17 protein-coding genes and 1 pseudogene are annotated in these 20,564 nt (G+C 67.2%); 11 read left to right on the top strand and 7 right to left on the bottom strand.

Annotation, left to right across the window (positions count from 1 at the left end):
• Positions 1-61 precede the first annotated feature (61 nt).
• Positions 62-442, top strand: coding sequence for a hypothetical protein (locus tag AB0L53_RS42125; protein ID WP_364006966.1), 381 nt, complete (start codon positions 62-64; stop codon positions 440-442).
• Between the two features lie 240 nt (positions 443-682).
• Here the strand turns inward: AB0L53_RS42125 and AB0L53_RS42120 are convergent, their stop codons facing one another.
• From AB0L53_RS42120 to AB0L53_RS42110, 3 genes are all read right to left on the bottom strand, one after another.
• A complete protein-coding gene (locus tag AB0L53_RS42120; protein ID WP_364006963.1) occupies positions 683-1,459 on the bottom strand; it encodes an NADP-dependent oxidoreductase in 777 nt (258 codons plus the stop codon).
• Positions 1,449-1,880, bottom strand: coding sequence for an alpha/beta fold hydrolase (locus AB0L53_RS42115; protein WP_364006961.1), 432 nt, complete (start codon positions 1,878-1,880; stop codon positions 1,449-1,451). The genes AB0L53_RS42120 and AB0L53_RS42115 overlap by 11 nt, the downstream gene beginning before the upstream one ends.
• A 445-nt stretch (positions 1,881-2,325) precedes the next feature.
• Positions 2,326-2,988, bottom strand: a complete 663-nt coding sequence (locus AB0L53_RS42110; RefSeq protein WP_364006958.1) for a TetR family transcriptional regulator — start codon at positions 2,986-2,988, stop codon at positions 2,326-2,328.
• Between the two features lie 193 nt (positions 2,989-3,181).
• Between AB0L53_RS42110 and AB0L53_RS42105 the strand changes: the two genes are divergently transcribed.
• Positions 3,182-4,171: a hypothetical protein gene (locus tag AB0L53_RS42105; RefSeq protein ID WP_364006955.1), complete on the top strand. Its 990-nt coding sequence runs from the start codon at positions 3,182-3,184 to the stop codon at positions 4,169-4,171.
• A 720-nt stretch (positions 4,172-4,891) separates the two neighbouring features.
• Here AB0L53_RS42105 and AB0L53_RS42100 read toward each other — a convergent pair.
• A complete protein-coding gene (locus tag AB0L53_RS42100; protein ID WP_364006952.1) occupies positions 4,892-5,806 on the bottom strand; it encodes a hypothetical protein in 915 nt (304 codons plus the stop codon).
• 126 nt (positions 5,807-5,932) lie between these two features.
• Between AB0L53_RS42100 and AB0L53_RS42095 the strand changes: the two genes are divergently transcribed.
• From AB0L53_RS42095 to AB0L53_RS42055, 9 genes and pseudogenes are all read left to right on the top strand, one after another.
• On the top strand, positions 5,933-6,214 hold the full coding sequence (locus tag AB0L53_RS42095; RefSeq protein ID WP_364006950.1) for a type II toxin-antitoxin system Phd/YefM family antitoxin: 282 nt from the start codon (positions 5,933-5,935) through the stop codon (positions 6,212-6,214).
• A 740-nt stretch (positions 6,215-6,954) separates the two neighbouring features.
• Positions 6,955-7,182, top strand: a pseudogene (locus AB0L53_RS42090) (helix-turn-helix transcriptional regulator); the annotation flags it as partial.
• The gene (locus AB0L53_RS42085; RefSeq protein ID WP_364007266.1) at positions 7,183-7,836 is read left to right on the top strand and encodes a DUF5753 domain-containing protein; all 654 of its coding nucleotides are present in this window, start codon (positions 7,183-7,185) and stop codon (positions 7,834-7,836) included.
• Positions 7,837-7,954: 118 nt separating this feature from the next.
• Complete coding sequence (locus AB0L53_RS42080; protein WP_364006947.1) at positions 7,955-8,164, top strand: DUF397 domain-containing protein; 210 nt, start codon at positions 7,955-7,957, stop codon at positions 8,162-8,164.
• Between the two features lie 743 nt (positions 8,165-8,907).
• Positions 8,908-10,119 carry a sensor histidine kinase gene (locus tag AB0L53_RS42075; protein ID WP_364006944.1) on the top strand — a complete coding sequence of 404 codons (1,212 nt, stop codon included), beginning with the start codon at positions 8,908-8,910 and terminating at the stop codon, positions 10,117-10,119.
• A complete protein-coding gene (locus tag AB0L53_RS42070; protein WP_364006941.1) occupies positions 10,116-10,787 on the top strand; it encodes a response regulator transcription factor in 672 nt (223 codons plus the stop codon). The genes AB0L53_RS42075 and AB0L53_RS42070 overlap by 4 nt, the downstream gene beginning before the upstream one ends.
• A gap of 298 nt (positions 10,788-11,085) precedes the next feature.
• Positions 11,086-14,295, top strand: coding sequence for an efflux RND transporter permease subunit (locus AB0L53_RS42065; protein WP_364006938.1), 3,210 nt, complete (start codon positions 11,086-11,088; stop codon positions 14,293-14,295).
• Positions 14,292-15,536 carry a glycosyltransferase gene (locus tag AB0L53_RS42060; protein ID WP_364006935.1) on the top strand — a complete coding sequence of 415 codons (1,245 nt, stop codon included), beginning with the start codon at positions 14,292-14,294 and terminating at the stop codon, positions 15,534-15,536. The genes AB0L53_RS42065 and AB0L53_RS42060 overlap by 4 nt, the downstream gene beginning before the upstream one ends.
• 25 nt (positions 15,537-15,561) lie before the next feature.
• The gene (locus tag AB0L53_RS42055) at positions 15,562-17,658 is read left to right on the top strand and encodes a glycosyltransferase family 39 protein (RefSeq protein ID WP_364006932.1); all 2,097 of its coding nucleotides are present in this window, start codon (positions 15,562-15,564) and stop codon (positions 17,656-17,658) included.
• Positions 17,659-17,699: 41 nt separating this feature from the next.
• Here the strand turns inward: AB0L53_RS42055 and AB0L53_RS42050 are convergent, their stop codons facing one another.
• The 3 genes from AB0L53_RS42050 to AB0L53_RS42040 form a co-directional block, all read right to left on the bottom strand.
• A complete protein-coding gene (locus AB0L53_RS42050; protein ID WP_364006929.1) occupies positions 17,700-18,320 on the bottom strand; it encodes a TMEM175 family protein in 621 nt (206 codons plus the stop codon).
• A 222-nt stretch (positions 18,321-18,542) separates the two neighbouring features.
• The gene (locus AB0L53_RS42045) at positions 18,543-19,598 is read right to left on the bottom strand and encodes a VWA domain-containing protein (protein WP_364006926.1); all 1,056 of its coding nucleotides are present in this window, start codon (positions 19,596-19,598) and stop codon (positions 18,543-18,545) included.
• Positions 19,599-20,564, bottom strand: a complete 966-nt coding sequence (locus AB0L53_RS42040) for a VWA domain-containing protein (RefSeq protein ID WP_364006923.1) — start codon at positions 20,562-20,564, stop codon at positions 19,599-19,601.

The raw sequence follows: 20,564 nt of genomic DNA, 5'->3' as shown, positions 1-20,564 counted from the left end.
ACGCTCGTTACCGAGTGATCAATAGCAGCGTGTCTTCGCCAGATAGCAGCCTGCTGAACAGGTGCCCGGGCCATGCCGAGCACCTGTTCAGCCGTTCATCGAAAGGCCCTCATGCCTCACCCAACCGACCTGTACGACCTGCTGGTCTCCTTCGATCTCGACAGCGAGGAATACGCCGGCTTCGAGCGCGATCCAGCTCGCCCGCTGCCTACGCGACCTCCCCTACGCCGAAGCGTTCACCGCCTATGAGGCCGAGCGCCGCCCCCGCGTCGACCGCGTCATCAAGGAGACGACCCGCAAGAACGCCAGCAAGGCGGCGGGGCCGGTCGGCCGCATCATCAACGCGTACGCGATCCGGATCTTCGGCAAACTGGGCAACCCCGAGAAGATGACCTGGATCTTCGACTACCGGACCGACTGGGACACCAAGGCGACCGGATGATCGCAAAGGCTCATCAGGGGTTGTTCACGAGTGCGGGTGACCTGCGAGGGAGAGCGCGGAATGGAGACCGCTTCGGGATGGGAGCTGATCGTTTCCCGGGTTGCCAGTAGCACGGTTCACGCTTCCCGAAGCGCCGGGTGTCCTTTGCAGTCGAAGGCCGGTGGCGAAGGACATCTCTTGTGATGCTTCTCCCCGAGCCGGAGCACAGTCGCGGCTCGCAGTGATCGCATGCGGGACAGCTCAGACCGTAAGAATGATCTTCCCTTGGGTGCTGCCGGATTCGATGAGCTGGTGAGCCTTGGCGGCCTCGGCCAGCGGCAGGGTGTGCTCCACGTACGGGTACAGCTTTCCAGCCTCAACCAGGTCGGCTATGCCCTGCAGCCCCACGTAGTCGGGTTCGACTGTGACGCCGGCGAACCGCCTCCCGGCCGCGATGGCCGCGTCCCGAAGTGCGGTGTTGGTCCGGTCTACCACGGTGACCAGGAGCCCTCCGGGGCGCAGTGAGCGTATCGAGCGCGGTCCGTAGTCGCCGCCGACGGTGTCCAGGACGATATCGGCGTCAGTGACAGCTTCGGTGAAGTCGTCGGTGCGGTAATCGATGACTTCGTCCGCGCCGAGGCGGCGGACGAAGTCGTGCTTGGCCGCGCTGGCGGTGGCGATGACCTCGGCGCCGTGGGCCTTGGCGATCTGTACGGCCAGGTGACCCACCCCACCACCTCCGCCGTGGATCAGGACCCGCTGTCCGGCCTGAATCTTCGCGGTGTCAACCAGGCTCTGCCAGGCTGTGAGGCCAACGAGCGGCAGGGCCGCGGCGTGGGTGTGGTCGATGGTGGCGGGCTTGCGGGCCAGTTGGCGGGACGGCACGGCGGCGTACTCGGCGTACGCGCCGCCTTGGCGGGGGAAGAACGGCATGCCGTAGACCTCGCCACCGACCTGGAAGCGGGTCACGCCGGGCACCACCTCTTCGACGACACCGCTGATGTCCCAGCCAAGGACGAATGGCGGCTCACCGAGCATTGGGAAGGCCCCGGAACGAACCATGGCTGGCGGCCAGGCCCAGCTTGGCGTCCCGGTGAGCGAAGGCGGCGGTCAGCACAAGGGCGCTGACGCGGTCGGGGTAGCGGGCGGCGGCACAGATCGCCACAGAACCGCCGAGGGAGAACCCGGCGATCGCGAAGGTGTCCAGTCCTTCGGCGTCCGCGGCGCCGACCAGTTGGTCGGCCAGGTCGTCCACGTCCAGGGGCACCTCAGACCGGGGGGTCGCTCCGGCGCCCGGATAGTCGACGCCGACGACAGTGTGGCGGGCGACGAGCCCGTCCAGGATCGGGCCGAAATTTGCTTCGACGCCGCCACCGGCGCCGTGTGCCAGGACCAGTCCGGGGCCGGATCCGCGGACGGTGCGGGCGTAGGCCGTCTTGGGCAGGGCGTGTACAGGCATGACGGGCTCCCTCATTAGACCCCAGCCATCCCCCGGGCTGCCTGGTCATCAGCGGCGCGACCAACTGCACGCCGGCGTCCGAAGACGTCAAGGCGGAACTCCGCGCCGTACGCGAGGGAACCAAACACGCAATCGAGGAGAAGATCACCAGCGACGTCCTCGCCGGCCGCCTACCGAAGGACACCGACGCCCGCGCACTGGCCACCTTCTACGCGGCCGTCGTCCAGGGCATGAACACCCAAGCCTGCGACGGAGCCAGCCACGAAGACCTCGAGCGCCTGGCCGAAGTCGCCCTCACAGCCTGGCCCGCCTGACACACCGTGCACCACGGCCTGGACTGCCGGCTGCGCCTGCTCACCCGCACGAGTACCTGACCGCACCGCCGACAAGCCCCCTACTGGCCTGTAACAGTGCAGTGCATTCTGAAGCGCTAGGGATCAGTGGCTTATGGCGCGACCGAAACGCTGAACTTCCCGGGTGCGCTCGGGTCGGGATCATCCATGTGGGCCAGGCCGCGGGCGACGATCTCCACGGCCTTCCGGCCCGCGCCCATCACCTGCTCTGGAGAGTCGCCGCGTTCGCGGGCGATCATCTCGGCCGAGGTGATGGCGCCCAGGAAGCTGCCGACGGCGGCGGCTGCCGTGATGAGGTCGAGCTGGTCGGAGTAGGCCTGGTGCAGCGCCTTGGCGAGCCGGGGCTGCGCGTCGGACATGAGTGTCACGGCGCGGGCGCGCAGGGCAGGTTCGGTCATGATCAGCCGGGCTCGCACGGGGGACAGCACGATGTCCAGGCCATCACTTTCTGCCTGTGACCGCACGATGGCGTCGTACAGCCGCAGCAGCGCCTGACCGGGGGGCTCCCCGGGCGGGTGGTCGGCCAGTGTCGCCACGAGCGCCTCCGACCGGCCCTCGACAGGCAGGAACAGCACGTCTTCCTTGCTGGGGAAGTAGGTGAAGAAGGTGCGGGGAGCCACGTCGGCCGCGGCCGCGATGTCGGCCACGGTGGTGTTGTCGTAGCCCTTCTCCTCGAACAGGCGCACGGCCGCCTCGACCAGGGCGCGGCGTGTCCGCAGCTTCTTGCGTTCGCGATGTCCCGGCTCAGCAGTCACGTCGCGATTCTAACAGACCCTGCGTTTATACATAGGTTGCAAAAATGCGCTGTCTGCGGTTTTCTTTGTGTGCAGGGTGAGGCGCCCACGCCCCACCCACCCTCACCCGCCCCTGGAGGGCGCCATGACCAGAGCCACCGCATCTGAATCACCCATCCACCCCCGCATCCCGTTACTTACTCGCCTGGCACCCGTGCTCGGACTGATCGTGCTGGCTCCCCTGGTGGCCGAATATCTGATGGGCAACGCGCCGGTCACCAGCATCAGCGTGGTCTTTGTGATCGCCCTGGCCCCATACGGCACCGGCGCGCTACTGATCCGTGAGTTCGCCCGCCGTACCGGACGCGGGTGGCCCACCATGATGACCCTCGCGCTGGCCTACGGCATGATCGAGGAGGCGTACACCACCCAGACGCTGTGGAACCCGAACTGGTCCGGCGTGCGCATCCTCGACTACGGCTTCATCCCCGCTCTCGGCATAGCCGCGCCCTGGACGCTGTTCATGGTGGGCGTCCACACGGTGTTCAGCATCAGCGTCCCGATCGCGGTAGTGGAAATCCTCGCCGGCTCACGGCGCACCACACCGTGGCTGGGGAAGGTCGGCTTCGCTGTCACAGGCGCGTTGTTCCTGGCCATCGTCCTGCTCGGCACCCGCGTCACGATGAACCGCGACGGCGTCGCCTCCGCGCCCCAGCTCATCGGCGCCGGCGTAGTGATCGCCGCGATCATCGCCATCGGCCTCAGCCTCGGCAGGCGCACCGCCCTGCCGACCGCCGGCCGTGCCCCGAGCCCGTGGGCGGCGGGCGCACTCGCGCTGGTTGCGGGAGCGGTCTTCGTACTGCTGTACGCGGTCGACCCCACAGGCCTGTCGCCGTGGCTCGCGAAGGCGCTTCCCCTCCCCGCGTGGCTCAGCGTGGTCATCTATCTGGCCCTGTTCGTCACCGTCGGCACGCTGATCGTCCGCTGGTCGCGCCGCCCCGGCTGGTCGGACGCCCACCGCCTGGCGCTCGCCGGCGGGGCCATGCTGACCTACGCCTGGCACTCCTTCCCATGGAAGTCCATCGAGCCGGCGAGCCCGGCGGAGGATCTGACCAGCAACGCCATCCTCACCGCGGGCACGGTCGCTCTGCTCGTCGTCGCCGCACTCCGGCTACGCCACAGCAGCCGCCCACAGCACCCTTAACGGGGTGCGGGTCAAGCCCGCGCATGTCGTCCGGGTCGGTGACGAGGTCCGCCTGCGGCACGAGGGCCACGAACGCATAGTGGTCGTCTCCCGGATCATCACCAAGCGCGTCGGCGCCCCCGTGGCCGCCGAATGCTACATCGACAAAGCCCTCCGCCCCCTCCGCGCGAAGAGATCGTCACCGTGGCCGTACGAACTCGAGGCGCGGGCCGCCCCACCAAACGCGAACGCCGCAGCATCGACAAGCTACTCAGACGCCCGACGGCAGAGGGGCGGAGCACCGGGCCCGACCCGGAGTGAACGGGCATACCGCATCGAACAGGCTGGTCGCCAGTCCAGCCCGTGCTCGATGCCAGAGGGAGGCCCAGCATCCACACGGCTGCCGGTCTCCAGGCATATCGTGATCCAATAGCTTTATCCGAGCTCGATCGCGAGATGGTCCTGGCGGCTATCGAGGAGCACGACCAACTAGGCCGCGACGCCTTCCTGCAGCGGTACGGCTACCGAGAAGCACGCGACTACTTCATCACGTCCAGAAGAATGCGACTGGTGGCCACGGATGAACCGGAGGCCGCCTCTCCGCGGGGCTCGACGCACAGCTGGGATGTCCGGGGCTCTGATGCCACCTCGTCCAGGCGCGATATCGACCTGCCATCACTAGCAACGTCCGCCACGCCGGCCTGCTTGTGAAGCTGACAAGCGCAGGCGGTCTTGTGAGAGCTACTTGGCGGTGCGTGGTATGACGATGAACTCGTCCGTGTCGGTAAGTTTCCTGGCGGGACAACCCGGCTGCGAGGGGATCACTACGACCGGGGCGTCCATTGTGCCGCCCACGGCGACGCCCTCCAGAACCTTTCCCCTGCAGGGATCTTTCCCAGACGCCGGTACGACGATCTGAACACTGGTCGGAGTCTTCACAGCCATAGATGCAGCTGGAAGCGTCTGTAACCACAGGAGAAGCAGAAAGCCGGCAGCGAAGGGCGCGCCCACCAGCTTCATGCCCTTTGCCAATCGTTCATAGCGCTGCTGAGTTTCGAAGGCCGCTGCAGCGTCCACGACGCGCTGGGCGCGTCTCTCGAGGTCGAGGACAAGAGTCGCCAACGCCGCGTTGTCCGCAGAGCTTCCTAGATCGTACTCGCGTGTACCTATTTGTATCTTTTCTCCCGTTCGAGGCAGCATTGATGCCTTGTGGGCTATAACCATGTCCGTGGCGAGTTGCCAGACAGCATCCCGAGCGCTCCCCAGCAAGTCTGCGCGGCGCTTGTCAACCAGATAAGTGATGAGCGCTGACGTGGGTGGTTCTACGCGGGAATCCGGATAATTGCTGTTGTCCGCACGGTCGAGTTCGGCAAGCTCGCCGATGCTTCGACGGGGCACGGCCAGAACCGCCGCCGCACTGTAGAGCGTCCATACGACGCTCGCCAGCGCGGCAAGGAACCCTAGCAGAGCCAACGCAACCGCCCACGGCCCGACTTCTGTGAGATCCGAAAAGTTTCGTAACTGAATTGGGACGACTAATAAGGCGACCACCGAAGCGCTGCTTCCCACCAGCCACCGCGCAGCTACACGCAGGTCGGCAGCCTGGGACACGTCGCTCGCCGCCGACGGAGTCGGCTCGGTGGCGGGGATGCTCATGGCCAAGTCCTTGTCTGTATTGCGGCCTTGGGTCGCATCGGAAGGATAGATGTAGTACAAAGGTAGTACGCAGATTTGCGGGGATGTCCTATGACTGTTGAGAAGTCACGAGCGGGTCGAGGAGACGTGCGTATTTACAAGATGCGCGACCTCAATCAGAGAACGGCCGAAGTGATACAGGAGATTAATGACTCCGGCGAGCCTGCGATCATCACCCGCCATGGCAGATTCGTGGCCCTCATCTCTCCCTTGCTCAATAAAGGCTTGGAAGGTGAGCTCATTGCCCGCTACCTTGAACGCGAGGCCAAGGAGAGCGGGCAGGAGCCAAATCAGGTCGATAATGATGTCGAAGTCGGCGATCAGCTGACGGAAGACCTGGCAAGGCGTCTCGGCATCGACTGGCCTTGACTATGTTCCAAGCGATTCCAAGTCCGAGCAGTGCAGCACGCGCATGATGCAGAAGGCTATATGCCCACTCTCTGAATTGCGATACTCTTTTTCGGTGGGCTCGCGATATACCAAGTAATAGTCGGCCGATTCATCGCAAGCACTCGGGTCCCCCAAGGCCGGAGTCGCGCGTCGCCACGCTATCCTCCCCTCGCAGCCACGGACCCACCCCTCGTCGGAAGAGTTTTCGCGCGGCGGGAAGCGGAGGTCTTCCTCTGCTGTTTTCAGAAGCCTGCGCAGGACGGCCCTGTTCCCGATTCCCATTAGATCGGCACCCGCCATCCCGTGCCACAGGACTCTGGACACTTTCCCTCCCCGACTGCCAAGACTTTTCTTGTGGCTGCCCAGAGCGGTGGCCTATCGCATCTTGTGTCGTAGCGACCTCCTCAGACCTCTGGCTGCTTTCCCCCGCGAATACTCCTGTCGCGTCCGCGGGTCACCTCTCCGCATCAAGCCCCGTGATGAGCATCACACTCCGTCAGTACAATCGCTGTGCAAGGTAGCAAACTACTACCTTGCATGGCATACCCTAGCAGAGGGTAAAGAACCGGCGCACAACACGCCACGCCGGGAACATGGGCAGATGTCTGTACTGCTGGGTGAGGTCATCAGGCAGTCGAGGGACCCCTAAGAGGGTTGGGGTAGCGTGGGCTCGTCACGTTGCGCGCTGCAAGTAGGCAAGCCATGGGCGACTACGGAAGGTGAGGTGCGGTGCGGTGGATCAATGCGGCCCTGTGATCCAGGGAGCGCTCCTCCGGAGAAGGCTGGCGGAGCTGCGTAGGCAACGCGGTTTGACTCAGGATGACGTCGCCAAAGCTCTGGAATGGCACACGTCTAAGTTGATCCGAGTCGAGGGCGGGCGGACCGGAATATCTAAGGTTGATCTAGACGCACTGGGGCGTCTCTACGGTGTCACCGACCCTGCTCTTATGGACGAACTCCATAGGCTAAATCAGGGAGCGCGCGCTAAGGCCTGGTGGAGCGACTTCAAGAATGACGTGAGTAACGCCTATCTGGCCTACGTAGGATTCGAAGCGGGAGCATCCGAAATTAGGCAGTTCCAGCCCTTGGCCATCCCCGGGCTGCTGCAGACACAGGCGTATGCGGAATCTCTCGCGCACGCCGAACATGATCCGGATGCCCTTGATAGCTTGGTCAAGCTCCGCCTCATGCGCCAGGAGACATTGAGGCAGCGCTCGACTCCCCCGCGTGAGATCTTTGTGCTCGACGAAGCGGTAGTTCGCCGACATGTCGGGGTGCGTCGAGATCGCACTATTATGCCGACCCAGCTTCGGCATATGGTGAGTGTTGCGGAGCGTAGCGAACAGATCAATATCAGGATCGTGCCATTCAGCGTGGGGTCCCACATCGGCATGCTTCGCGGCGCTTTTACCTTGCTGAAGTTCGATAGCGGACTGGGTGAGTTGCTGCACATCGAATGCGGTGATCTCCATGAGACGGTCACCGGCGAGGATCCACGAATCTCCGACGTCCATGCCGATTTCAAGGCCATCCTCGAGGAGGCGCTGAGCCCAGCCGAATCGCTTTCGTTCATCACCGACGTCGCTGACGGCATGAGATGAGGCCGTCCCGTTCTCGCGCGCTGGAGTACCGCCGGCCAGCGTTGCCGCCAGTTTGAGCAGCTCTGTACGATCTTGACTGGCCGGGCTATTCTCAGTACCGACATTGGAGGATAGCTTGATGACTCAAGGTCCTGGCGATCCGCCTGAGCTGATCTGGTGTAAGAGTTCCGCGAGTGCGTCGGGCGAGTGCGTGGAGGTTGCGTTCGGCCCAGTTTCTGCTTACGTCCGGGACTCCAACTCACCCGACGGAACCGTTCTTGAGTTCAGTCGTTCGGACTGGGTCGCCTTTGTGATTGGCGTGCGAAGGGGAGAGTTCGACTGGCCCTGAGCCGCAGCTCCATACTCACCGCATGGGAAACGTCACCCTCCGGCAGATGGTCCAAGGATGCTTCCAGCCTGAAAGTGGGCACCTCCGCGGAGGTATACCTTTCTGAGATTCAGCGATTCATGGTTTCGAAATCCGCCAAGGACTCTCCCCCGCCTGGGCCTCGAACCCCCGAGGTCCACCATGCCGACACGACCACCAGGACAAGATCCTCAGTGCCCTTCTGGATGCGCGGAAGAGGATGGCGCCGACGCGCTGAGCGTTACCGTTGAGCTGGGCCGCATAGTGCGTCCGGCACATGAACGCGTCCCGCAGGTAACGCTTCATGCGCTGCCCGCGTGCCGAGGCGGAGCCGCCCGCAGAGCACCCGAGGAGGAGTAGCCTCGGCTGGCCGTGGCGGTTTATGACGAAATGCAACCGTTTCGTCCAGAAGATAAACCGCAGTTGCAGCCGGTGATCGACGCAACTGACGAGCCTGAGGACCACACCTTGGCTCCAGGGCGTGACCGGTGGCACCGCGATCTGGGGCCGTGCGCCGACCCAGCCTCGGCCACCCCCGGTGTCTGCTGCGGCTGCCGACAAGGTGCGCGTCGGCTCCGCCAGGCCGATTCGCCCTCCGGACTTTGGTCGTGCGCCCGAATCACCTGACCTCGCAGCACCCCGACCCGGCCGTACTGCGGTCGCAGTAGAGCCGAGGGGTACCACGGGATGAGGGAATTCGCCCAGGTCAGACCTACTGTTTAGGGGTGCGTACCGTGACTTGGCTGCGACGGGAGCTCCTTTCCCGACCCTATGTGGCCGACACGATCCTGGCCGTGTGCGTGTATGCGATGACCCTGCTGGCGCCGGGCGCGCCCCCGCCGCCGGGCGCGGAGTGGCGCGGCCAAATGCAGCCCCTCACTGCTTACGGCATCGTGCTGGCTTCGGTCGTCTGCGGTGCTCTGGTCTTCCGGCGGCGATGGCCCCGCGCGGTTCTCGCCGTCACGGTCGCCGGGTTCGTCGCCTACGCCGTGATCGACGGCGGGCGGAGCCCGTTGAACCTTGGGTCGGCGATCGCGGTGTACACAGTGGCCTCGCGAGTCCCGCGTCGGCACGCGTGGGCCTACGGAGGACTTGCCGCGCTCGGGGTCACTGTGGCCAGGGTGGCGTTCGGTGGAAGCGCGTGGCTGACGCCCGAGATGCTGGCACCCATCGCGTCGATCGGTATGGCCACCGCGGTTGGGGACTCGCTGCGCAGTCGCCGGGCCTATGTGGCCGCCATCGAGGAGCGGGCGCGCAGAGCCGAGGAGACGCGTGAGGAGGAGGCCGAACGGCGGGTGATGGAGGAACGGCTGTACATCGCGCGGGAGTTGCACGACGTTCTCGCTCACCACATCGCGCTGATCAACGTACAGGCGCAGGTTGCCGCGCATTTGCTGGCGACCGAACCCGAGCAGGCCCGTACGGCGCTGGGCCATGTTCGCGAAGCGGGCAAGGAGGCGTTGGACGAGTTGCGGACGACAGTGGGGCTGCTGCGGCGGCCAGGTAGCCGCGAGGAGCTGCTGACCGAGCCTGCGCCGGGGTTGGATCGGCTGCCTGAGCTGGTCGACTCCTTCACTGCGGCCGGGCTGGAGCTGGGTTGGCTCATCTACGGCGATCCGAGGCCGTTGCCTGCTCCCGTGGACCTCGCCGCGTTCCGGATCGTTCAGGAGGCGCTGACCAACGTGAGCAAGCATGCGCCGCGGGCGACCGCGACCGTGCGGATCGACTACGCCGCCGACGAGGTGATCGTCGATGTGGCCGACAACGGGCGGAGTGATGCGGGTGGAGCCTCCTCCGGGAACGGGACCGGTCACGGGCTGATCGGTATGCGGGAGCGAGCCCTGTCAGTCGATGGGACCTTCCTCGCTGGGCCCGTGGACGGTGGTGGGTTTCGGGTGCACGCCACGCTCCCCGTCTCAAGGAAGAACAGGTCATGACCGTCAAAGTGCTGCTGGCCGACGACCAGGCGCTGGTCCGTGCCGGGTTTCGGGTGCTGATCGACTCGGCCCCGGACCTGGAGGTGGTCGGCGAGGCTGCCAACGGTCATGATGCCGTACGGCTGGCGCGGGAGACCATGGCCGACGTGGTGTTGATGGACGTTCGTATGCCCGGAATGGATGGTCTGGCCGCGACGAGGGAGATCACCTGCGATGAGGCCACTGCCGGAGTACGGGTGCTGGTTCTGACCACGTTCGAGATCGACGAGTACGTCTTCGCCGCGCTGCAGGCGGGTGCCAGCGGGTTCCTCGGCAAGAGCGTGGAGGCCGGCGAGCTGCAGGAGGCCATCAGGGTGGTAGCCAGGGGCGAGGCACTGCTGTCCCCGTTGGCGACCCGACGGCTGATCACCCGCTTCCTGGACGGGCGCGGCGTCTCGGCCCAGCATGTGCCCGAAGATCTTGCTGTGCTCACCGAGCGCGAACGCGAGGTGATGATCCTGGTGGCCCACGGGCGTACCAACGACGAGATCGCCGATCTGCTGGGGATCAGCCCGGTGACCGCAAAGACGCACGTCAACCGGGCCATGACCAAGCTGAAGGCGCACGACCGCGCCCAGCTGGTGATCATCGCGTACGAGACTGGTCTCGTCCGTCCCCAGTCCCGCTGATCGCCCCCAAATAGAGACCACAGGCGCGGGCCACCGCAGCCCCCTGATCGCCCGCAAACCGAAGGCGGGGGCCACGGCGCCCCCCTACTCACAAAAGCGGGCCAGCTGATCGCCCACGAACCGCGGACGCAGTAGCCCGCGCCCGCGTCTACTGCGATCGCCGCAGATCAGAACCCTCCTCCAGGCGGACGCCCGCCCAAAGCCACGCCCCGAGGCTTGAAGTGGTGACCCAAGTGGTCCGGCTCGCCCGTTCCCGCGCACCGTGCGATCTGACCCCCATGCAAAGAGAAGTGGAAAGATGTCGTTTCTGGCTAGATTGAGCCTTGCCCAACGGGGGCTCATCGCGCTCATCACGGTCGTGGTGCTCGCGTTCGGCGTTTACGTCACGCCGGCGCTGCAGCAGCAACTCCTGCCTTCCCTGTCGTTCCCCCAGGTATCGGTCGTGGCGTCATACGCCGGCGCCGCTCCAGAGATCGTCGAGGACCGGGTCACGGTGCCGCTGGAGGAGGGGGTACGCGGGGTCACCGGCGTCACCGGGGTGAACTCGACTTCGCGGGAGTCCAGCTCGACGGTCCAGGTGGCCTTTGACTTCGGGACCGATATCGACGACGCGCAGAGCAAGATCCAGCAGGTGGTCAGCGGGCTGGCCGACCGGCTGCCGGACGGGGTTGAGCCGAAGGTTGTCGTGGGGAGTACCGACGATCTGCCGGTCATCCAGCTCGCCGCCGCTTCCGACAAATCCCAGCAGCGGCTCGCCGAGCAGTTGACCACCCACGTGGTCCCGACGCTCACCGGCATCGAGGGGGTCAAGGAGGCCTCCGTCACGGGTACCCGGGATCAGGTCATCACCATCACCCCCGACGCCGATGAGCTGAAGAAGAAGGGGCTGGACACCAGCGCGATCTCCACCGCCATCCAGGGCGCTGGCCAGCCGATTCCCGCCGGATCCCTCACCCATGCGGACACGACGCTGAGCGTCCAGGTCGGCGGCAGGTTCGAGTCGATCAAGGATCTCAAGGACCTCTACCTCGCCCCCGCCGCGCAGACATCCCAGCCCCAGGCCCAGGCTCAGCCCCAAAACCAAAATCAGCGGCCGGGCTCCCCACAGGCAACCCCAACAAAAGAGAAGCCGAAGCCCGTACGCCTGGGCGACGTGGCCACCGTGAAGCTGGGCCTGGCCGAATCGACCACGCTCACCCGCACCGACGGCAAGCCCAGCCTGGGCGTCTCGATCACCATGAAGCCCGGCGGCAATGCCGTGTCGATCTCCGAGGACGTACGAGCCAAGCTGCCCGCCCTAGCCACCGCCCTAGGCACGGACGCCGCCCTCACCATCGTCTACGACCAGGCACCCCAGGTGGAGAAGTCGATCGAGAGCCTGACCACCGAGGGACTCCTGGGCCTGGCCATGGCCGTGCTGATCATCTTGGTCTTCCTCTTCTCGGTACGCTCCACGCTGGTCACCGCGGTCTCCATCCCCCTGTCGGTGCTGATCGCGTTGATCGCGCTGTGGGCCTGGGACTACTCGCTCAACATGCTCACCCTCGGCGCCCTCACCATCGCGATCGGCCGCGTCGTCGACGACTCGATCGTGGTCCTGGAGAACATCAAACGCCACCTCTCCTACGGCGAGCCCAAACGGCAGGCGATCGAGAACGGTGTACGCGAGGTCGCGGGCGCGGTGACCGCCTCCACCCTCACCACCGTGGCGGTGTTCCTGCCGATCGCCTTCGTCGGCGGTTTCGTCGGTGAGCTGTTCGGGCCGTTCTCCATCACCGTCACGGTGGCGCTGCTCGCGTCGCTGCTGGTGTCGCTGACCGTCGTACCGGTGCTGAGCTACTGGTTCCTCAAGCCGCCCAAGAACGGTGACCGGCACAAGGCGGAGGAGAAGGAACGCCGCAGCCTGCTCCAGCGCGCCTACGTCCCGGTGATCCGGTTCGCCACCCGGCACCGGCTCACGACGGTCGCCGGCGCTCTGGCGATCCTCATCGGCACACTCGCCCTGGTCCCCCGGCTGGAGACCAGCTTTATCGACAACGCGGGACAGGACACGGTCAACATCACCCAGAACCTGCCCGTCGGCACGTCCCTGGCCGCAGCCGACAGGAAGGCCAAGGAGGTCGAGAAGGTCCTGACCGGCCTCGACGCGGTCAAGTCGTACCAAGTCACGGTGGGTGGCGCGAGCGGCGTCGGGTTCGCGGGCGCAGGTCCAAACGGAGGCGGCGGTGGTACGGCCCGCGCCAGCTACTCGCTCACCCTGCGCGAGGGCAGTGAGACCGCGGCCGTGGAGAACACCCTGCGCGACCAGCTGGGCAAGCTGCCCGACGCCGGAGAGATCAGCATCGGCGAGACGGGCGGCTTCGGCGGCGACGGGCTTGAAGTCCTGGTACACGCCAGTGAGCAGGACACGTTGAGCGACGCGGCGCGCGTCGTACAGCAGACCATGTCGGCCATCCCCGGCGTCACCGAGGTGACCAGTGGTCTGGCCGAGACCGCGCCCCGCATCGACGTCACCGTCGATCGCAAGGAGGCGGCGGAGCGCGGCCTGACCGAGGCCGCTGTCGGCCAGCTGGTCGCCCAGGCGTTCCGCGGCAGTACCGTGACCCAGCTGACCTTCGACGGCACCACCGCCGACGTCGTCGTGGACACCGGCGACGCGCCCGTCTCACTCGGTGAGCTGCGCAAGCTCGACCTGCCCGGGAAGGGAGACCTCGCCGACGTGGCCGAGGTCAAGCAGGTCAACGGGCCGGTCTCGGTCAGCCGGGTCGACGGGGAGCGTACCGTCACCGTCTCCGGCAAGAGCACCGGCGCCGACCTCGGTGCCATCAGCGCGGACCTGGACAGCCGACTCGCCAAGCTGACGCTGCCCGCCGGTGCCACCTACTCCGTCGGCGGTGCCAGCGCCGACCAGGACGAAGCCTTCGGCAGCCTCGGGCTGGCCCTGGTGGCGGCCATCGCGCTGGTGTTCTTCGTCATGGTTGCCACGTTCCGCAGTCTCATCCAGCCGCTGCTGCTCCTGGTGTCGATCCCGTTCGCCGCCACGGGGGCGATCGGGCTGCTGCTCATCACCGGTACGTCGCTCGGGCTGGCGGCGATGATCGGTCTGCTGATGCTGGTCGGCATCGTGGTCACCAATGCCATCGTGCTGCTCGACCTGATCAACCAGTATCGCGGTCAGGGGATGCCGCTGTATGAGGCTGTCGTGGAAGGCGGGCGCAACAGGCTGCGTCCCATCCTGATGACCGCGCTGGCAACGATCTTCGCCCTGCTGCCGATGGCTCTGGGGATCACCGGTGGCGGCGGGTTCATCTCCAAGCCACTCGCCATCGTGGTCATCGGCGGGCTGATCAGCTCGACGCTGCTCACGCTGATCCTGGTCCCAACCCTGTACACCATGGTCGAAAGCCGGAAGGAGAAGATCCGGGCCAGACGCGCGCCGCGATCCGCCGTACCGCCCATCGCCGAGACCCCCGGAGAGCCGGCAGTTGTTTCCGGAGGACATCGATGACCAACACGACCCGCGGCCGGAGCGTCCTCCGGGATTTCCAGCCCTCGAAGCTTCCGCATCCCACGGTCGAGATCGTCATCCCCGTCTACAACGAGGAGCGGGCGCTCCCAGGTTGTCTGCGTACCCTTCACGCACACCTCAGTCAGTGGATGCCGTTCCCCTGGCGGCTCACCGTGGCGGACAACGCGAGCGTTGACCGGACGCTGGAGGTGGCCCGGGAATTGGCCGCCGAACTGCCCGGAACGAACGTGGTCCACCTCGACAGGAAAGGGCGCGGGCTCGCGCTGCGTACGGTGTGGGGCGCGAGCGAGGCCGACATCGTCGTCTACATGGACGTCGACCTGTCCACGCGCCTGGACGCGCTGATGCCGCTGATCGCCCCGCTCGCCAGCGGCCACTCCGACCTCGCCATCGGCAGCCGCCTGGCTCCCGGCGCGCGTACCGTACGTGGACCGCGCCGCGAGCTGATCTCCCGCTGCTACAACGCGATCATCCGGCTCACGCACGGAGCCCGGTTCAGTGACGCGCAGTGCGGCTTCAAGGCCGCGCGTACGGACGTGCTCGGCCCGCTCCTCGAACGGACACAGGACGACGCCTGGTTCTTCGACACCGAGCTACTGCTGCTCGCCGAACACAACGGGCTGCGCATCCACGAGGTCCCGGTCGACTGGGTCGAGGATGTGGACACGCGGGTCGACGTCGTCAGCACCGCCACGGACGATCTGCGCGGGCTGTGGCGGGTGGCCCGCATGAAGGCGTCGGGCGCCGCGCGGGCCCCGTTGCCGAGTCGCCCCGCTCCCACCGCCGAGCACCCCGACGCCGTGCTGGCCCCCAGCAGGGCGCGCTCCCGGATCACCTGGGAGGTCGGCTGCTTCGTGGCCATCGGCGTGCTCTCGACGGCCGGTCAGGCTCTGCTGTACTGGCTGCTGCGCGCCTGGTGGCCGCCCGTGCTCGCGAACCTGGTGTCGCTGCTGGTCCTCACCGTGCTCAACACCGAGGCCAACCGCCGTCTCACCTTCCGCTGGTCCGGTACGAGGGCCGGGCGGGCACACCTGGGAGCCGGTCTCCTGTTCCTGCTCGGGTACGTCGTCACCTCCGCCGCCGTGCTGCTGTTCCGCGAGGTACAGCCCGAGGCGTCGGCCGCGGCAGAGACGCTGGTGCTCACCGCCTCGTCCGTGCTGGTCACCGTTGTCCGCTTCCTGGTGCTGCGGCTGGCCGTCTTCCGCCGCAGCACCCCCTGATCCTTTCCAGAGAGTGACGTACGAGATGACTCCGCCATCCACCCCCCGCCCGCTCCCCAGACGGGCGGCGCTCGCGGTGATCCTGCTCCTGGCCGCCGTGCTGTACGGCTGGGCTCTGGGCTCCCTCGGCTGGGGCAACAGCTACTACTCCGCCGCCGTGAAGTCCATGGGCCAGAGCTGGACGAACTTCCTGTTCGGCGCGTACGACCCGGCGGGCGTGATCACCGTCGACAAGCCGCCGGCGGCGCTGTGGCCGCAGGTGCTCAGTACCAAGATCTTCGGTCTGCACGGCTGGGCGATGATCCTGCCTCAGGTGCTGGAGGGCATCGCCACGGTGTTCCTCCTGCACCGGACCGTACGTCTGTGGGCAGGTGAGGCGGCGGGGATGCTGGCCGCGCTGGTTCTGACGCTGACCCCGATCACGGTGGCGATCAACCGCGACAACAACCCTGACACGCTGCTGGTGCTGACGCTGGTGGGGGCGGCGTACGCGCTGACCCGCGCCATGCGGACAACCTCCGGACTGAGGTGGTTGTGCGCGGCCGGGTTCCTGATCGGCCTCGGCTTCATGACCAAGATGCTGGCCGCCTGGATGGTGATCCCGGCGTTCGCGGCGGCCTGGTTGGTCGGGGCGCGCGGTCCCTGGCTCGGGCGGCTTGGCAAGTTGCTGATCGGGGGCGTCGTGCTCGTGGTGTCCTCTCTGTGGTGGGTCGCCGTGGTTGCGCTCTGGCCGGGGAGCCGTCCGTACATCGGTGGCAGCACTGACGGCAGTGCCTGGGACCTGGTCGTCGGCTACAACGGTCTCGGCCGGATCTTCGGTGGCGAGGGCGGTTTCAGCATCTCGTTCGGTGGAGCGGCTGGTCTGGGACGGCTCTTCAATGATCAGGTCGGCGGGCAGATCAGCTGGCTGCTGCCGTTGTGCGGGGTGGCGCTGGTGCTGGCCGTGGCTGGCGCTGTGCTGCGCTGGCGCGGAGTCATGCTGCCCGGTGAGCCGCTTGCCGCAGCCGGATGGGTGCTGTGGGGTACCTGGCTGGTGGTCTGCGGTCTGGTGTTCGCCACTCAGAAGGGGACCTTTCACCCGTACTACACGACGCAGCTTGCCCCGGCAGTCGCCGCCGTCACCGCGGGCTTCGCCACAACGCTGGCCCGCGCCCACCGGGCGGGGGCTCGCTGGGCGCTTCCGCTGGGAGCCGGGGCCGTCGCGGTGACCACGGCCTGGGCGTATGTCGTGATCGGGCGGGCCCCGTCCTGGAACGGCTGGGTGGCGTGGCTTGTGGGCGCGGCCGGGGTGGCGGCGATCGTCCTGCTCCTGCTGTCGGCGGGTCGGCGGCTGTTGCCCGCCGGGCGGCCACAGCTGCTGCCCGCCGCCGTCGGCGTCGCGGTCCTGGCGGTGCTTTCGGGGCCTGCGGCCTGGGCGATCAGCGTCCCCGGCTCCACATCGGCGATGGGCGGCGCCAACCCCACCGCGGGGCCGCCGACCATGCCGTTCGGCCGCGGGGCGGGCGGAGGCGGCCCGGCTCCGGGCGGCTTCGAACTCCCGGAAGGCATGCAGCTCCCGCCAGGCACGAAGCTCCCAGGAGGGATGCGACTCCCATCAGGCATGGAGCTCCCGGAAGGGATGCAGCTCCCCGAAGGACTTCCTGGGGAATTTCCCGGCGGAAATGGTGGCATGCCACCCGGGTTCTCCGGAGGCTTCCCCGGCGGCGGCGCCGAGCTCACCTCCGACCAGCGCAAAATCCTGGACTATGCCGTCAAGCAGTCCGGCCCCGCCCGGATCAAACTCGCCACCGAGGGCGGGGCCATGTTCGCCTCCACCTTCATCCTGAACAGCGACGCCACCGTCATCGGCATGGGCGGCTTCATCGGCATCGACGACGCCCCGACCGTCCAGCAGCTGAAGGAGTGGACGAGTTCGGGGCAACTACGCTTCGTCCTGGGATCCAGTTTCGGCGGCTTCAGCGCCATGATGGGCGGGGCGAGCACGCACCGCTCGCAATGGCTGAAAGAGAACTGCACCGAAGTCCCCGCCGCCGCGTATGGGGGAAGTCCCACCGCCTCCGCACCGAGCAGTCCAATGGCTGGAGGCAGCACTACCCTCTACGACTGCGCCGCGAAGCACTGACGCACGGCGCCGCCCGCACAGCAAGGGCGCGAAACGTGGTGCTACATGGCCTTTCGCCTGGGGCGCATGTCGAACATGTAGAAGACGAGCAGCAACACGTAGAACACGAGCGCGCCTATCGCGCTGAACGCGCCGATGACGGTCGCGACGAGATAGAGCACCGGCCCCATTCCCCAGCGAAATCGCAACGAGCGGGCCTCCGCCGGGGTGATGTGCCCGCCGAGGTGGCGGTGTCCTAACGAGGAGTACCACCACACGGCGTTGTAGAAAATGCCGCCGATCACCAGCACGATTCCATAGAAGACGGCGGCCATCTGGGTGCCGTGTTCGGAGCGCAACGCCTCTGCTAGCACGTGCGTGGGAAACGGCAGAAAGGCGACATCCATCAGGAGGAGCACGTTGAGGGCCAGCAACATGCCATCAGTCCTGTGGATGAAGTGGAACATCCGATGGTGGTTCATCCAGATCATCCCCACCAGCAGGAACGTCACCACGTAGGCGAGGTAGGACGGCCACAGGCCTATCAGCGCGCCCCCGAGGTCCTCTTCCCAGCCTTCGGGCAGGCGGATCTCCAGCACCAGCAAGGTGATCGCGATGGCGAACACGCCGTCGCTGAACGCCTCCAGGCGCCCGGTGCTCATTGCAGAAGGGTCATCGCTCACGCCGGGCATAGTAGCGAGGGGACCGAGTTCACGCTGATGAGGTCCAGGTCGTGGAAAGGCTGGGGCGCGCGGCATCGACGGGTGGTGGGGTGATCAGCTTCCCCGAGGGGCGTTGAGCAGGCGATCGCCCACGATCATGGCCTGCTTCGCGAGAACGAGATCGCCGAGATGGACCGCCGCGAACCGGCGGGGACCGCTGAGGCGTTTCGGCTACCCGTACCGTCAGCGGGTCGGAGGCCGGGGGCGGTTCCACCAGAGGGAGAGGGACAAGGCCGCGGTGATGAGGATGCCGCCGCCGGCGGCAAAGGCGGCGGCTGTGTCGACTCGTTGCTGGATGACGGTGAAGCTGCCAGGCAGGGCGGCGAGGGCGCTTTGGAGCTGGTCGGCGTTCTCGGCGCGGTGGTAGGAGCCGCCGGTGGTCTGGGCTATCTGCTTGAGTGCGGGCTCGTCGATGGTGCGGGGGTTGCGGCCTCTGTCGAATCCGCCGCGGCCGCCGAAGCCGCCGCCCCAGCCGCCGAAGCCGCCGTCGAACTGTGAGTTGTCGCAGACCATCGGGGCCGGGTTCGTGGTGCCGAAGCCGATGGTGAAGACGCGGACGCGGCGCACGGCCGCTTCCTGGGCGGCGGTCTGCGGGGCGACGCCCTGGGTGTTGGCGCCGTCGGTGAGTACGACGATCGCGGCACCGGCGTAACCTTCCCCGCCGGCGACGGGGTTCGCCCCGGTGGCGGCGACTGACGGGTCCACCTCCGCGATCGCGTCGATCGAGGTGAGCATGGCCTGCCCGATCGCGGTGCCGCGCGACACGGTGAGTCCGTCCAGCGCGTCGATCAGCGACTTGGTGTCGTCGGTGGGAGGGACGAGCAGGCCCGCGTTGCCGGCGAAGGTGACCAGGCCTATGCGCGGGCCGCCCCGCTGCGACTCGATGAAGTCCGCGGCGGCCTTCTTCGCGGCGGTGATGCGGTTGGGGTCGACGTCCGTGGAACACATGGAGCCAGAAGTGTCGAGCGCGAGCAGGATCGTCGCCGACTTCATCGGCACCGGCACCGACGCCTGCGGTCGCGCGGCTCCGACCACGAGCAGCGCGAGTCCGGCAATGAACAGTGCTGCGGGGATTTTCCGCGTCCAGCGCGTACGACTGGGCAGGGCAGTCCGTACGAGCGCGATCGAAGTGACACGCACGACGGCCCGCCGACGGCGGCGCCTAGCCCACTCGCGGATGGCGAAGATCAGCGGGATGACCAGCACCGACAGCAGCGCCCACGGCCATGAGAACACCATTCAGATCACCCGTCCAGACCGGAGCACGGTGAGCGCCGCTCCTGCGGCGAGCAGCGCGAGGGCGAGCCCGATCAGCCCGCCGGCGAGGGGCAGCGGCTCGTCGGAGACGGTGAGCCGCAGGTCGATCGTGTCGGCGATCCCGTCGAGGCGCGCGGCGTCGGAGGCGGGGCGGTAGGCGCCGCCGGTGGTCTGCGCGATCAAGGTGAGGGTGTCCTCTTCGAGCGAGGTCTGCAGGTGGTAGCCGCGGTCCTGCACCGTCGCACCGGCCGTCGTGCCGACCCCGACCGTGTGGATGTGTACGCCTGCCTTCTGGGCCACGGCGGCGGCCTGTTCGACGCCCGCCTGTTCGACGTCCGAGCCCCGGTCCTGACCGTCCGAGAACATCACGATCGTCGCCGACGGCCAGTAGCCGATGTCGGGGGCGGTGCCGTCGCGGCCGATGGCCACCTGCTTGCCGGTGATCGCCGTCAGCGAGGCCGTGATGGCCGTGGCCAGCGAGGTACCGCCGGTGATCTTCAGCCGGTCGATGGCCTTGAGCGCGATGGAGTGGTCGGCGGCGGGCCGTGCGGTGGTGAGCGCGCCACTCTCGAACGCGACGACTCCGATGTCGACGCTATCGGGCTGCGCCGCCACGAACGCGCGCGCCGCCCGCTGCGCGGCCGCCAGCCGCGTGGGCGCGACGTCGTCGGCACCCATGCTGTTGGAGACGTCCATGGCGAGGATGACGGTGCCCGCGGTCCGTGGGACGGGCACCATGGCCGCGGGTCCGGCGGTGGCGATCGCGAGTACGGCGACGCCGGCGATCGTCAGGCCGATGCCGAGGTACGCCCGGCGTCCGCCCGGCACAGCGACACCGGCCGCGGCGAGCGCGGCCGTCCGGCGGCGCGCCGAGACGACCGCTGCCCAGGCGAGCGCCGCTGTGACGAGCAGTCCGACAACCAGCAGCAGCGGGGAGGACAGGGTCAT

Origin of the sequence: Nonomuraea sp. NPDC052129 (genome assembly GCF_040680095.1) — a bacterium.
Lineage (GTDB): Bacteria > Actinomycetota > Actinomycetes > Streptosporangiales > Streptosporangiaceae > Nonomuraea.
Note: the sequence above shows the minus strand (reverse complement) of the source record. Positions and strands in the feature narration are given on the sequence as shown.